Annotated in this window: 16 protein-coding genes and 1 pseudogene; 5 read left to right on the top strand and 12 right to left on the bottom strand. The window is 61.4% G+C overall.

Translation table 11 applies throughout. The annotated features are described in order from the left end of the window. The first annotated feature begins 14 nt into the window (after positions 1 to 14). Entirely contained in the window at positions 15 to 323 is a 309-nt protein-coding gene (locus tag ACZ6WW_RS03655) for a ribosomal protein L7/L12 (RefSeq protein ID WP_465273029.1), read from the top strand. On the opposite strand, the gene ACZ6WW_RS03650 is transcribed toward ACZ6WW_RS03655, so the two are convergent. From ACZ6WW_RS03650 to htpX, 4 genes are all read right to left on the bottom strand, one after another. Beyond that, on the bottom strand, positions 315 to 1217 hold the full coding sequence (locus tag ACZ6WW_RS03650; protein ID WP_465273028.1) for an AEC family transporter: 903 nt from the start codon (positions 1215 to 1217) through the stop codon (positions 315 to 317). The two genes, ACZ6WW_RS03655 and ACZ6WW_RS03650, sit on opposite strands and share 9 nt — an antisense overlap. Before the next feature lie 7 nt (positions 1218 to 1224). Next, positions 1225 to 1887: a hypothetical protein gene (locus tag ACZ6WW_RS03645; protein WP_465273027.1), complete on the bottom strand. Its 663-nt coding sequence runs from the start codon at positions 1885 to 1887 to the stop codon at positions 1225 to 1227. A gap of 247 nt (positions 1888 to 2134) precedes the next feature. Next, positions 2135 to 3991, bottom strand: a complete 1857-nt coding sequence (gene htpG, locus ACZ6WW_RS03640; protein ID WP_465273026.1) for a molecular chaperone HtpG — start codon at positions 3989 to 3991, stop codon at positions 2135 to 2137. Between the two features lie 89 nt (positions 3992 to 4080). Beyond that, entirely contained in the window at positions 4081 to 4965 is an 885-nt protein-coding gene (htpX, locus tag ACZ6WW_RS03635; RefSeq protein WP_465273025.1) for a protease HtpX, read from the bottom strand. Between the two features lie 153 nt (positions 4966 to 5118). On the opposite strand from htpX, the gene gluQRS reads away from it, so the two are divergent. Both gluQRS and phbB read left to right on the top strand, forming a co-directional pair. Beyond that, a complete protein-coding gene (gluQRS, locus tag ACZ6WW_RS03630) occupies positions 5119 to 5982 on the top strand; it encodes a tRNA glutamyl-Q(34) synthetase GluQRS (RefSeq protein WP_465273024.1) in 864 nt (287 codons plus the stop codon). 156 nt (positions 5983 to 6138) lie between these two features. After that, positions 6139 to 6879, top strand: a complete 741-nt coding sequence (phbB, locus tag ACZ6WW_RS03625) for an acetoacetyl-CoA reductase (protein WP_281852759.1) — start codon at positions 6139 to 6141, stop codon at positions 6877 to 6879. A 196-nt stretch (positions 6880 to 7075) separates the two neighbouring features. On the opposite strand, the gene ACZ6WW_RS03620 is transcribed toward phbB, so the two are convergent. Further along, positions 7076 to 7879, bottom strand: a complete 804-nt coding sequence (locus ACZ6WW_RS03620; RefSeq protein ID WP_465273023.1) for a tRNA threonylcarbamoyladenosine dehydratase — start codon at positions 7877 to 7879, stop codon at positions 7076 to 7078. 140 nt (positions 7880 to 8019) lie between these two features. On the opposite strand from ACZ6WW_RS03620, the gene ACZ6WW_RS03615 reads away from it, so the two are divergent. Further along, positions 8020 to 8409 (top strand): cytochrome c, encoded by a 390-nt coding sequence (locus tag ACZ6WW_RS03615; RefSeq protein WP_465273022.1) that lies wholly within the window; start codon positions 8020 to 8022, stop codon positions 8407 to 8409. On the opposite strand, the gene ACZ6WW_RS03610 is transcribed toward ACZ6WW_RS03615, so the two are convergent. From ACZ6WW_RS03610 to ACZ6WW_RS03585, 6 genes are all read right to left on the bottom strand, one after another. After that, positions 8410 to 8712 (bottom strand): Mpo1-like protein, encoded by a 303-nt coding sequence (locus ACZ6WW_RS03610; protein WP_281852755.1) that lies wholly within the window; start codon positions 8710 to 8712, stop codon positions 8410 to 8412. Positions 8713 to 8775: 63 nt separating this feature from the next. Next, positions 8776 to 9651 (bottom strand): pirin family protein, encoded by an 876-nt coding sequence (locus tag ACZ6WW_RS03605; RefSeq protein ID WP_465273021.1) that lies wholly within the window; start codon positions 9649 to 9651, stop codon positions 8776 to 8778. 10 nt (positions 9652 to 9661) lie between these two features. Then, positions 9662 to 10720 (bottom strand): NADH:flavin oxidoreductase/NADH oxidase, encoded by a 1059-nt coding sequence (locus tag ACZ6WW_RS03600; RefSeq protein WP_465273020.1) that lies wholly within the window; start codon positions 10718 to 10720, stop codon positions 9662 to 9664. A gap of 55 nt (positions 10721 to 10775) precedes the next feature. Further along, positions 10776 to 11651, bottom strand: a complete 876-nt coding sequence (locus ACZ6WW_RS03595) for an alpha/beta hydrolase family protein (protein WP_465273019.1) — start codon at positions 11649 to 11651, stop codon at positions 10776 to 10778. Positions 11652 to 11744: 93 nt separating this feature from the next. Continuing rightward, positions 11745 to 11954, bottom strand: a complete 210-nt coding sequence (locus tag ACZ6WW_RS03590) for a cold-shock protein (protein ID WP_465273018.1) — start codon at positions 11952 to 11954, stop codon at positions 11745 to 11747. 285 nt (positions 11955 to 12239) lie between these two features. Beyond that, positions 12240 to 12449, bottom strand: coding sequence for a cold-shock protein (locus ACZ6WW_RS03585; protein WP_281852751.1), 210 nt, complete (start codon positions 12447 to 12449; stop codon positions 12240 to 12242). A gap of 369 nt (positions 12450 to 12818) precedes the next feature. Here ACZ6WW_RS03585 and ACZ6WW_RS03580 point away from each other — a divergent pair, with 369 nt between their 5' ends. Further along, complete coding sequence (locus ACZ6WW_RS03580; RefSeq protein ID WP_465273017.1) at positions 12819 to 13280, top strand: hypothetical protein; 462 nt, start codon at positions 12819 to 12821, stop codon at positions 13278 to 13280. Between the two features lie 311 nt (positions 13281 to 13591). Here ACZ6WW_RS03580 and ACZ6WW_RS03575 read toward each other — a convergent pair. After that, a pseudogene (locus ACZ6WW_RS03575) lies at positions 13592 to 13760 on the bottom strand (integrase core domain-containing protein); the annotation flags it as partial.

Here is a 13760-nt window from a genome sequence, read left to right as displayed (position 1 = left end):
CCGGCGAGGTGTTTATGGATCAACAAACGCAGACTTATATCGTCTACGCCTTGCTGCTGATACTGGGCTTTGTCATCGGCCGCGTTACCGCGCGCCAGCGTCCGCAGCACGAGCGGCGCCCCAAATCCGTTCAAGCCAGCTACAAACCACCGGCAGCACCACTGATGGACAGAGACCTGGAAAGCCAGGTCGTTTTGCTGTTGAGCCAGCGCAGCAAGATCGAAGCGATCAAGCTGTATCGCGAGCATACCGGCGTTGGTTTACGCGAAGCCAAGGATACCGTCGAGGCGATCGCCGCTCGACGCCACCTGGATCTACGCTGACAACAACCAATTCCCGAGGGGAATCGTCACCAGCGACAGCACGATACCCGCCCCGAGCACGGTGTTGGCCAACGTGGGTTCGAGTTCGTATTCGTCGGCAAGAATTGCCGCGGAAATCATCGGTGCCATCGCGGCCTGCAGAACGCCAACGGTCAGAGTCAATCCATGTACGCCGGTTGCGATGCCGAGCAGCCAGCAAACCAGTGGTGCAAGCGCGAGCTTCCATGCCAAGCCCAATCCCACCACTTTGATCTGCCCTTCGCCAGGATGCAGCTTGAACTGCAAACCGACCGAAAACAAAGCGAGCGGGGTCAAGGTTGCGCCCAACGGCGCCAGTACGTCATCGACCATAGGTGGCCAGCCGCCGCATAGACCTGCCAGCACGCCCACCACCAGCGCAATGAACGGCGGAAAGCTGAGGATGCGTTTCGCTATCAGGCCTATTGGAGGACGACGTCCCGCATAAAGCGACGCCACCAGTACCCCGGCGGATGCCAGCAAGGGAAAGCAGCCAAGCTGATCGGCTACCACGGCAACCGCCAGGCCTTCCTTGCCGTGCAGGGCCTGCATCATGGGGTAGCCCATGAACGAGGTGTTGCCCAAGCCGCACACCAGGATCAGCCCGCCGACACGCTGGCGCGACCAGCCCAGCCATGCGCCCAGCGTGGCAAACACCAGCCAGGAGCCACCGAACGTTATCGCCATCGCCGCGACGGGAAACCATAGCTGCGGATCGAAGTGGATCTTGGGAATCAGCCCCAGCACCAGCGACGGCAGCGCGACGTTGATCACCCACCAGTTAATGCCGGGCACGATGCCCGCCGGCGGCTTTGCCCAACGCGCAACGGCGATGCCCAGGAGCAGACAGGTAAAAAGCAGCAGCAAGGCACTCATCAGTCGTTTATTCCACGATCGGCATGGCATTGGCCGTGACAGCACGCCATCGGCGGATATAACGGACTGCGAGCGCGATAAGCACGAGTGTTCCAACCACCGAGGGAAGTATCTGGCTCCAAGGCTGCAACCCACGCAGGAGATTACCTGCACCCGCCGATAGCATGGCGAAATACACGCCGGTCATCTTCAGGCCATGATCGAGCGGGCGCACGCGACGAAGCCAGAGCTCACCCCAGAAACCACGAGACAGATCGTAGATGGCCACGATCGCCACGTAACCGATGGTGGAATAGCCGATCGCCGGCGTGAAGGACGCATTGCCCTTCCCCATCGACATGATGAAAAACCCGCAGGCCAGCAGGGTCGCTCCTGCAAGGGCGGCATCGAGCGGGCCGGGTGGTGACGTGCGCAGATACAACGCGCGCAGGCTGCTCACGTATTGGTAGGCCGCCGATAGCGTTACTGCCACCAGCGTCATGGGCACAGGGAAAAATACATCGGCGATCGCGGCCGTGGTCAGTACGACACCGGCAAGGCAAACGAACAGGCGGCCGGCGCGCCGATGCATCGTGGAACCCTTGCGCGAGCACAGCGGCAGCAAGCCTACCAGCAGGCCGAATGCGCCCATGGCGATATGTGCGCCAACATTGAGTTGATGCCATGACATAGGCGGCTATCCCCTTGGCCTATGTTCAACATAGCACGACAAAAAAGGCCTTCGGTTATTTACCGAAGGCCTCTCCTTATATCGTCATCCCGGCGCAGACCGGGATCCAGTGGCTCCGGTTTCCGGTTTTCGCGGCAGAGCAAATGCTTGATGACTTCGCGACAACCCAACCACAACGTCACTGGATCCCGGCCTGCGCCGGGATGACGAGTAGGAGGTGGTGCTTAGAAATTTCTGTCCGTCACCATCAGCCCAGTAAAACGCGATTCATCCGCTGCACAAACGCCGCCGGATCCGGCAACTGCGCCCCCGCGGATATCTCCGCCTGCTCAAGCAGCAGGTTGGCCAGATCCTTTGCCTTGCCGGTATCAGCCTCCGCCTCGACGCGCTTAAGCAAGGCATGCTGCGGATTGATCTCCAGCGTCGGCTTGCTTTCGGGCATGTCATGACCGGCTTCGCGCAACAGGCGCGCCAGATGCGGGGCCATTTCGTAATCGCTCAATGCCAGACACGACGGTGAGTCGGTCAGGCGGGCGGAAACGCGTACGTCGGCCACGCGATCGCCGAGCAGCTCTTTCAGCTTGACCAGCAACGGCTCGGCGGCCTTGGTGGCTTCCTCCTGTTGCTTCTTGTCGGCTTCGTCCAGCGGCAGCTCGCCCTTGGCGACGTTCTTGAGCTTCTTGCCGGCATACTCGTTGAGGCTGCCAAGCATCCACTCGTCGATACGATCGAACATCAGCAGGACTTCGACGCCCTTGGCCTTGAAGGCCTCTAGCTGCGGGCTGCCGACCGCCGCCGCATAGCTGTCGGCGGTGATGTACCAGATCGTGTCCTGGCCCACCGGCAACCGGCCGACGACATCGTCAAGCGACACGGTCTGTGCCGCGCCATCGCCCTTGGTCGAAGCGAAACGCAGCAGTTTGGCGATGCGTTCCTTGTTGGCCTGATCTTCGGCGATGCCTTCCTTCAACGTATTGCCGAAGGCCTTGTAGAAGGTGGCGAATTTTTCCGGCTCATCGCGGGCCAGCTTTTCGATCAGGTCCAGCACGCGCTTGACGCAGGCCGCCTTGATGCGATCGAGCTGACGATTCTGCTGCAGGATTTCACGGCTTACATTGAGCGGCAAATCATCCGCGTCGACCACGCCGCGCACGAAGCGCAGATAGTTCGGCAGCAGCTCTTCGGCGGCATCCATGATGAAAACACGCTTGATATAGAGCTTGAGCCCCTTGCGCTCGTCGCGCCCGCCCATCATCAGATCGAACGGTGGCTGCGCCGGGAGATAAAGCAGCGTGGTGAAACTCTGGCTGCCCTCGACGCGGTTATGCGTCCAGGCCAGCGCATCGTTGAAGTCGTGACCGAGCGACTTGTAGAAGCTCTGGTAGTCCTCGTCGCTGATCTCCGATTTCGGCTTCGTCCACAGCGCGGAGGCGGCATTGACCGTATCCCATTCGCTGCCCGGCTTGCCGTCTTCTTCCTTGGGCATGCGAATCGGGAAGGCGACGTGATCGGAGTAACGCGTAATCAGCGATTTCAAGGTCCAGGGCTTCAGGAACTCGTCTTCGTCGGCCTTCAGATGCAGGATCACCTGGGTGCCGCGCTCGGACAATTCGGTCGACTCGAGCGAATACTCGCCCTTGCCGTCACTCTCCCACTTCACGCCTTCGGTAGCGCCGGCGCGGCGGGTCAGCACGGTGACGCGGTCAGCGACCACGAACGCGGAATAGAAGCCCACGCCGAACTGGCCGATCAGGCGCGCGTCGGTCTTCTGTTCGCTGGACATCGCTTCGAGAAAACGACGGGTGCCGGAGCTGGCGATGGTGCCGATGTTGGCGACCACTTCATCGCGCGTCATGCCGATGCCGTTGTCGCGCACGGTCACGGTGCGTGCCTGCGGGTCCCAACTGACATCGATATGCAATTCACCGTCGCCGCCGAGCAGGTCGGGCTGGGCAATCGATTCGAAGCGCAGCTTGTCGCACGCGTCCGATGCATTGGAGATGAGCTCGCGCAAGAAAATTTCCTTGTGCGAATAAAGCGAGTGCGTGACCAGGTGGAGCACCTGAGCGACTTCGGCCTGGAACTTATGGGTTTCGGCGGTCATGGCAACTTGAAAGTCGATGGAGTGAGAAAAGGGAAAAAGCGAACGGGCGCCTCAGTCAGGCGCCCGCCTTGCTACCGGAATGTTCAGAACTACTTTTGCAGCGCAGCGATGCGCTCTTCAAGCGGCGGGTGGCTCATGAACAGGCGCTTGAAGCCCCCGGCCAGATGACCGGAAATACCGAACGCGGCAATCGTCTGCGGCAGCGTGGTCTCACCGTGGCCCGCCTGCAGGCGCTGCAGCGCGGAGATCATCGACGCGCGCCCGGCCAGGCTGGCGCCGGCTGCGTCGGCGCGGAATTCGCGCCAGCGCGAGAACGCCATCACGATCATCGAGGCGAACAGGCCGAACACCAGTTGCAGCACCATCACCGTCACGAAATAACCGATGCCGCCGCCATCGCGATTGTCACGACCGCCCGACAGCCAGCTGTCGACCATACGACCGACCACGCGCGCCGCCACGATCACCAGGGTGTTGACCACGCCCTGGATCAGGGTGAGCGTGACCATGTCGCCGTTGGCGATGTGGCCGATCTCGTGGCCGAGCACGGCCGACACCTGCTCGCGGTCCATCTGCTGCAACAGGCCGGTGCTGACGGCCACCAGCGAGCTGTTCTTGCTCATGCCGGTGGCGAAGGCGTTCATGTCCGGCGCGTCGTAGATCGCCACCTCGGGCATGCCGATACCGGCAGCCTGGGCGTGGCGACGCACGGTCTCGACCAGCCAGCGCTCGCCTTCGTTCTGCGGCTGTTCGATCACCCGGGCGCCGGTGGACATCTTGGCCATCCATTTGGACATGGCCAGCGAAATGAAAGCGCCGCCCATGCCGAAGACGGCGGCATAGATCAGTAGCCCGGTCATGCCGCCGTAACCACGGGAGGCAGCCCACTGATCGATGCCAAACAGATGGCAGACGATGCTCAGCAGGAAAAGGACGGCGATATTGGTAAGCAGGAATAATGCGATGCGTCGCATGGCTGTCTCTCGGGCAGTCATGAAAGGGGGTGTAACCCTAACAAGAATCGTGGCTGTACCGGTGAGTTTCAAGGGTAGTCGTGGCTACCCGCTCCCGCCGGCCGTTCAAAAAGCGTTGCGAACTCCGGGGTTCGATCTTCTAAAATCGCACCGATGAGTTACCGCGGACGTTTTGCCCCTTCTCCGACCGGCCGGCTGCATTTCGGTTCCCTGGTGGCCGCGGTGGGCAGCTGGCTTTGCGCGCGGCATGTCGGTGGGCAATGGCTCTTGCGGGTGGAAGACATCGACCCGCCGCGCGAAGTGCCCGGATCGGCGCAGAGCATCCTGGCCGCGCTTCCCGCCTTCGGATTGCTGGCCGATCGACCCGCCATGTACCAATCCGAACGCAGTGCAGCGTACGACGTCGCTTTTGAGCGTCTTCGTGCCGCCGATATGGTGTTCCCCTGCTGGTGCAGCCGTAGCGATCTGGCGGCCAGCAGGGGCATGCACCGCGACGGATATTGCGTCGCAGCATCGGACCCTTTACGACCGCCGGCGTGGCGGATACGCGTCCCGGATATCGAGATCGTCTTTACCGATGGCCTGCAGGGCGAGCAACGCCAGCACCTGCGAGAGGCCGCCGGCGACTTCGTCATCAAGCGAGTGGAAGGTTTCTACGCCTATCAACTGGCTTGTGTGGTCGACGATGCAGATCAAGGCATTACCGAAGTGGTACGCGGCCATGACCTGCTTGATTCGACCGCCAGACAGATCTGGCTGCAACGCTGCCTGGGCCTGACGACACCGGCTTATCTACATTTGCCGTTGGCGCTGGATGATGAAGGCCGCAAGCTGTCCAAATCCGATGGCGCCCTGCCTGTCGATCCCATGAATCCACTGCCCGCGCTGCGTCGCGCACTGGCTTTTCTCGATGTCGACACGTCGAACATCAGCCATGACGTAGACACATTGCTGCAAGATGCGCTGCGCCATTTCGACCCCAGCGCCTTACCGCACTGCAGCGAACGTCACGCGTAATCTTGCTTCGATGAACTAAGCACGATCTTTACGCACAAACAGCGTTCCCGGAACGCCAACGTTCTGCCATGATCCATCGCTAGGCTGTTTGCGTCGGAGTTTCACCGCGTAGACGGTGCTGCGAAATGGACATCCAAACAGTTGAGGAGACGAGGTATGACGCAACGCACGGCATTGGTCACTGGCGGTACTGGCGGCATCGGCAGCGCGATCATTCGTTATCTGGCCCGCCAAGGCCATCGGGTCGCCACCAACTATCGCGATCAGGCCAAGGCCGAAGCATGGCGCGATGCAATGAACCGCGAAGGTATCGAGGTGTTGCTGGTTCCCGGCGACGTGGGTGAGCCCGCCGCCTGCGAAACGATGGTCGAGGCGATCAACAGCAAGCTGGGCCCGGTGGAGATCCTGGTCAACAACGCCGGTATCACGCGCGACACCACATTCCACAAGATGACCTACGAGCAGTGGACCGAGGTGGTCAACACCAACCTCAATGCCTGCTTCAATGTCACGCGCCCAGTGATTGAAAACATGCGCAACAAGCGCTGGGGTCGCATCGTGCAGATCAGCTCGATCAACGGACAGAAAGGCCAGTACGGCCAGGCCAACTACGCGGCGGCGAAGGCCGGCATGCACGGCTTCACTATTTCGCTTGCGCAAGAGAACGCACGCTTCGGCGTCACCGTGAACACGGTGTCACCGGGTTACGTGGGTACGGACATGGTGATGGCGGTGCCCGAGGAAGTCCGCGAGAAAATCATCGCGCAGATTCCGGTGGGGCGCCTGGGCAAACCGGAAGAGATCGCGCATGCCGTGGCGTTTTTCACCGGTGAAGAAGCCAGCTGGATCACCGGGGCGAACCTGGCGATCAATGGCGGTCATTACATGGGGTGGTAACACCGACTGAAGGAACCACAGTTTCCATATCGTCATCCCGGCGTAGGCCGGGATCCAGTGACTTCGGTTTACGGCTTTCGCGATAGAGCGGATTCTCTGTGCTCTCGCGATAACCGATCACAACGCCACTGGATCCCGGCCTGCGCCGGGATGACGAGTCGGAGAGGTTTTTTAGAGGTCCCCGAGGTCGACGACTTCAGCTTTTCTCGAGAATTTTCTCGATCACCTTCCCCACCGCCGCAAACGCGAACGCCCCGGTGACATGGGTCGCCGCGCCGAGACCGCCGCCACAGGCCAGGTTCAATGCATCGCCGCCTGGCGGGCGCGTGCCGCAAACGGTGCCATCGGGCTGTGGATACTGCACGTTCTGCAGCGAGTACACGGCCGATACGCCGAAGTAACGATCGGGGTTGCGCGGAAAGTTGAAATCCTGGCGCAGCTTTTTCCGAATCAGGCTGAACATCGCATCGTGTTCGGTGCGAGAGAGATCGCGCACGCGGACCTGGGTCGGATCGGTGCGGCCACCGGCCGAGCCCACCGTCACCATCGGCAGCTTGCGACGCCGGCACCAGGCGATCGCTTCGAGCTTGACGCGAAACGCGTCGCAGGCGTCCAGTACCACGTCGTAGCCGCGATCGAGCAATTCATCCAAGGTCGCCGGCGTGAGAAACCGTTCGATCGCTTCCAGGCGGATACCCGGATTGATCGCGTGCGCACGCGCGGCGACCACGCCGACCTTCGGCTTGCCGTATTCGCCATCGAGTGCATGCAGCTGACGATTGGTATTGGACACGCACACTTCGTCCGCGTCGATCAGCGTCAATCGGCCCACGCCGGTTCGGGCCAGCGCCTCGGCCGCCCACGAGCCCACGCCGCCGACACCAATGACAGCGACATGACTGCGCGCAAATTTCTCCAGGCTGCCGACACCATAGAGCCTTTCCACGCCGGCAAAGCGCTCGGCATGCTGCGCCTGATTCTGTTGCGCCTGGGTGCTCATGCGCGGGCCTGGATGAAGAAACGGGTACGGCGGGACATGTGAACGAATTCCTGAAAACCAGCGTGTCATTTTATCCGGGAAGCGGCCGCAAAGCCTGTGCTACCCTCCCGCCCTGATTCGAATCGAGAAGGGAACCGACGATGCGTGCCGCTCTATTGATTGTGTTGGGCCTGGTGATCGGCGTCATCGGCACCGTTTTCTCGATGAATGCGCTGCGCGATCGCAACCCCATGCCGCACTCGGTGATGGTGGTGATGTCCCATCACTTCGGCGAACTGGGTAACGCGGTCAAGGCCAAGCAGTGCGACGCCGCCAAGACGCATGCCCAACTCGGCAGCCTGCTGACGGTTTCGCAAGACATCGGACCGGCTTTTCCTGGGGTGGACCAACCGTTCCTGGATGCTGCCGACAAGCTGCACGCGGCCGTTCAGGCCGCCGCCGTGGCCGCACCGGCGGATTGCCCTGCCCTGGCCGCCGCACTCAAGCCGATCGGCGAGGCCTGCCATTCCTGTCATCAGCAGTACCGCTGATCAGAGCTTGACGCGCCCGCGCAATACATCCCAGAACATCACCCAGTCGCCCATCAGGCTGTAAAGCGGATGGCGAAACGTCGCCGGCCGATTCTTCTCGAAGAAGAAATGCCCGACCCAGGCAAATCCGTAGCCCACCACCGGCAACAGCCATAGCCACACCAACGCCCCGCTGAAAACCGCAGCAAGCAAGATCAGCAGCACCAGTGTGCTGCCGACAAAATGCAGGCGGCGGCACTGCACATTGCTGTGCTCGCCCAGGTAATAGGGATAGAACTGGCGAAAGCTGGCAAAGCCGGACATGGGACAAACCTCCGCTGGAGCGATGGCGACAAGCCTAAACCCTAAGACCCGATCGATGCTGCTTCAGCGCTCCGGCAGCGGAATGAACTCCTGATCGTCGCCGGGAATACGCGGAAAGCGCTGCTCGGCCCAGGCCTGTTTGGCCTCTTCGATGCGTTCGTGGCTGCTGGCAACGAAGTTCCACCACAGGTGGCGCTCGCCATCGAGCGGCGCGCCGCCAAACAGCATCACGCGGCTGTCCTGGGTTGCGCGCATGGGCGCGGCCTTCTCGCCTGCCTGCACCGCCACCCGCTGTGAAGCCACCGTCAGATCGCCCCATTGCACCTCGCCGTCGATCACGTGCAAACCTCGCTCGATGTGTTCGCTCGGCCACTCCAGTTCGCTGCCCGCCTTCAGATGCGCCTGGACAAAGAACATCGGCGCGAACACTTTCACCGGCGATTGTTGGCCATAAGCCGTACCGGCGATCAGGACCAGTGACGCGCCATCGCGCTCGATCCGCGGCAGCTGGCTCGCATCGTGATGATGGAACTCGGGATCCACTTCGGCATCGCCCTGCGGCAAGGCCACCCAGACCTGGATGCCGTGCACTGTCTGTCCGTCGCGACGCTCTTCCGGCGGCGTGCGCTCGGAATGGACGATCCCATGACCGGAAGTCATCCAGTTCACTTCGCCGGGACGAATATCGGCCACGCTGCCCAGGCTGTCGCGATGCCGGATGGCGCCATCGAACAACCAGGTGACGGTGGCCAGGCCAATATGCGGATGCGGCCGCACGTCCATGCCGCGACCCGGCGCAAACCGGGCCGGCCCCATATGGTCATAGAACACGAATGGCCCGACGTGCCGCGCCTGCAATACGGGCAACAGCCGCCGTACTACAAACCCATCGCCCAGATCGTGCTGGCGACCATCGATCAAGATCGGCTGCTGCTCCATATCGAACTCCTTACCAGGCCCTGAGATATTGCGCCGGCGCGGCGATATCCGCACCCAGTGTCTTCGCCGCGCGACGCGGGAAATATGGGTCGCGCAGGCTTTCGCGTGCAATCAGCACCAGATCGGCCGCGTCGTCGTCGACGATACCGGCGGCCTGGTCGGCTTCGGTAATCAGGCCGACCGCGCCAGTGGCGATCTTTGCCTCACGACGAATGCGTGCAGCAAAGGGCACCTGATAACCGGGCTCAAGGGGAATTTTGACATGCGGTATCAGGCCGCCGCTGGAGACATCGATCAGGTCGACGCCGAGTTCACGCACCATCGCGGCCAGTCGCACGCTCTGGTCGATATCCCAGCCACCCTCGGCCCAATCGGTAGCAGAAATGCGCAGCCATAACGGCAGATGCTCAGGCCACACTTCACGCACCGCGGCGATCACTTCGCGCACCAGACGGGTACGATTTTCGAAGCTGCCGCCGTAGCCGTCGTCGCGATGGTTACTCAGCGGCGAGAGGAACTGGTGCAGCAGATAACCGTGCGCAGCATGAAGTTCGATCAGTTGGAAGCCGGCTTCCAGCGAGCGCACCGCCGCCGCGCTGAAATCCGCGATCACTTTGGCGATACCCGCATCGTCGAGCGCTTGCGGCACATGCCAACCCTGGTCGAACGGGACGGCCGACGGCGCTACCGTAGTCCATGGATCCTGATCGGCGCGCAACGCGCCACCGCCATCCCAGGGACGCTGCGCGCTGGCCTTGCGGCCGGCATGGGCCAACTGTACGCCGGGGATCGCCCCTTGCGCCGCGATGAAACGCACGATCGGCTTCCACGCATCCAGTTGCTCCTGATTCCACAGACCGACGTCTCCGGGCGAAATGCGTCCTTCCGGCGACACCGCCGTCGCCTCGGTCACGATCACCGCCGCACCGCCGACGGCGCGACTGCCCAGATGGACCAGATGCCATTCATTGGGCACGCCATCGACGGCGGAGTACTGGCACATCGGTGAAATCACCAGCCGATTGCGCAAGGTGAGACTGCGTTGTGCAAAAGGTGCGTAGAGGTTCATTCCGGTCATCTCAAAAGAAAGGCATCACGGCTAAGTGCCCTCACTTCCGGCCAGTTCAAGTGCCGCTGTCGATCCAATCGGCGATATGTCCAGCGATGGCACCCGGCGCTTTCATCCAGCTGAAATGATCCGCGTGCACATGACCGAGGTCGCTCGATGCAAGAACATACGAGCGACGCGACGCGAGCGGCATCTTGTCGATCAACCAGTCGAGCGACGACTGCGGCACCAACCAGTCGTCGTGCATGCGCTGCGTAAGGATCGGCCAATGCAATGCGGCGAGCTTCGCTTCCATGGTGTCCGCCATGCCACGCGCAGCGTATCGCCCGGTACGGCCGGTCCTCGCCCAATCGTCGATCACGCCACGCGCTTCGTTGCCGCCAAAACCGATACGGCGCCCAGGCAGGTGTCCCACCAGTCGCGCCAGCCAGGGCGCAGCGACATAGGCCAATCCGATCAGCCAGGATCGCGGGAATCGCCGCCAGTAAGGCGCGCCACTGGCGACCAGGGCCAGGCCGCTGAAAGCTTGCGGATGGAGCGCGCCGTACACCGTGGCCAGTTGGCCGCCGAGACTGTGCCCGCCGATCCAGTACCGCGCACCCGGCCATTGGCTTCGCGCCACGGCAATGCCTGCCGGCATGTCCAGCTCCAGCAATTGCCGGTATGCCCAATCGGTCTGGCGACCGGCGCGGCGATTGCTCGACCCGATGCCACGCCATTCATGAATGGCCACCGCGATACCGCGTGCGGCCAGGGCATCGGCCAGCGGCAGATAATGTTTGGCGGCCACGCCCAGGGCTGGCATCCAGTAGAGCACTTCATGTACTGGCGTCTCCGGCGCACGCCACAATAACTGTGTGGAGGCTCCATCGGCGGCAGTAACGGGTAATCCAGTTTCGTGGATCGGTGTGTCCGAATCGGCAGGCTGCACGCAGGCTCTCGGCTTTATGGCTATGGTTAAAGAAAAGGCCGGCTAGCGCCGGCCTTTTCTTTAACGACAAACCTAAGCTTCGGAAAGTACCGCTCAGAGCGGTTGAACTTCCTCGGCCTGCTCGCCCTTCTGTCCCTGCACTACCTTGAAACTGACCTTCTGCCCCTCTTTGAGAGACTTAAAGCCAGTGCCCTGGATAGCACGGAAATGGACGAATACATCCGGTCCCTTCTCCCGACTGATGAACCCGAACCCCTTGGCGTCGTTGAACCATTTTACGGTGCCATTCTCACGATCCGACATGACTCACTCACTCCGACTCTTCTCGATACTGAGACAAGTCAGCCTCCCCTCTGGCCGACGACTTACTGGGCATGCAGGAATTCGGGTGAGGCGATGTGAGGATTCTGTGGAACCGAACATCGGGGCACGCACGTGACCTAGCAGACACAGTGACCCCAGCATAACGGATTTTCGGATTACAAGTGGGTATTGGCCGATTATTTGTGCAATTAATCGTCTTCACATTTGGTCATAAAAAAAGCCGGGCATTGCTGCCCGGCTTTTTCTTACAACTTTTGAGCTAGCTCAGGCGACGTTGACTTCGTCTGCCTGCAGGCCCTTCTGGCCCTGCACGACCTTGAAGCTAACCTTCTGGCCTTCGGCGAGGCTCTTGAAGCCATTGCCCTGGATCGCGCGGAAATGCACGAAAACATCCGGGCCATTGTCACGGCTGATGAAGCCGAAACCCTTGGCATCGTTGAACCACTTGACGGTACCGATCTGACGATCTGACATGTAAAACACTCCTAAAGGTATAGAAAGACTCAGTCCGAACCACAAAATACGGCTCGGACGGCTTACTGGTGTGCTAAGGAAACCCTAGGGGTGAGGCGATGAGGCAGATCGCAGATCTGAGGCATCGGGTCACAAAACTCTGGTGACCCCTGGCAAACACAGCTAGCGGATCATAGCCCAGATTCGCGCCATTGCGAATTTATTTATGCGATAACGAGACTTGGATCGGCTTAAGATCGGTCTAAACACGTTCATGCCACAGGTTTTCCTTCAGTTTTCCTTTACCACGAGCATAGTTTAGTGGTCGACAGGGTGGCGACAGGTATGCTGACGCCGCCAAAGCATCCACCGCTACGCAGGAGCGCGCGCATGTTCACTTCCTCAGCTCGACTTGCCTTGCTGGCGCTCATCGCTGGCCTGACCGTGGCCGGCTGTGCGGACAAACCCGCCCGCCATACCACCACTACCGGCAGCACGCACACCACGGTGACCGGCGCGAGCTCTCGCTCCGGTGCCTCGACCAGGCCGAAGCAGACGGCACCAGCCCAGCCGGAAACGTCCTCGGACCTGCCGGCCAAAACTGGCATTGCCGCCTGCGACGATTACCTGGCCAGCTATGTTGCCTGCCACCGGGCTGCTGGCATCTACGCGCCCGACCAGATCGAAAGCCGCTACGACCAGATGCGCCATAGCCTGATCGAAGATTCCCAGGATCCCGACATGCGGCCTCAGTTGGGCACGCGCTGTGTCGCGCTGGCCAACCAGCTGCATCAGGTGCTGCATGGCAAATCCTGTAGCAGTGGGGCCGCGGTAAATGGTGGCGGCCAATAAAGCTGCAGGCTCGCTTCGCACCGCCTTTTGTGCCCCTCACTCCAACCCTCTCCCCTGGCTCAGTGTATGGACCGGGGACATAGGTGACAGGTGTTCGGGGACATGGGTAACAGGTTAATCCATCGGGTCGTTGGCGGTCAGATCGATCCTCCGGACGGGTTGATGGCAAAAATAGACGATCCGACAGTGATCATTTTCCGGATCGGGTCGCACCGCGACAGGTAAGCCCTGCAGGGCTTTGGCGATGCGGTAACTGCGTCCTCGCAAGACGATGCGTCCGCTGCTGTCGACCTTGCGTACCGTTGCCGCGGGTCCGTAATCGATCGGCGGGAGCCGCTCGGGATAGGTGCGCTCGCTCGGGCGATAACGCGAGATCGGCACGGCCAGGTCCAACGCCTGATGGGGCCGTTGCTGGTTGTAGATATCGCGAAACGTATCGAAGGCCTCCTGGGCATCGGCCAGGTCATGCAACACGCGCCG

The organism is Dyella sp. NPDC103356, assembly GCF_055584465.1.
The sequence above is the reverse complement of the archived record's forward strand: the minus strand, read 5'-3'. Positions and strand labels throughout refer to the sequence as shown.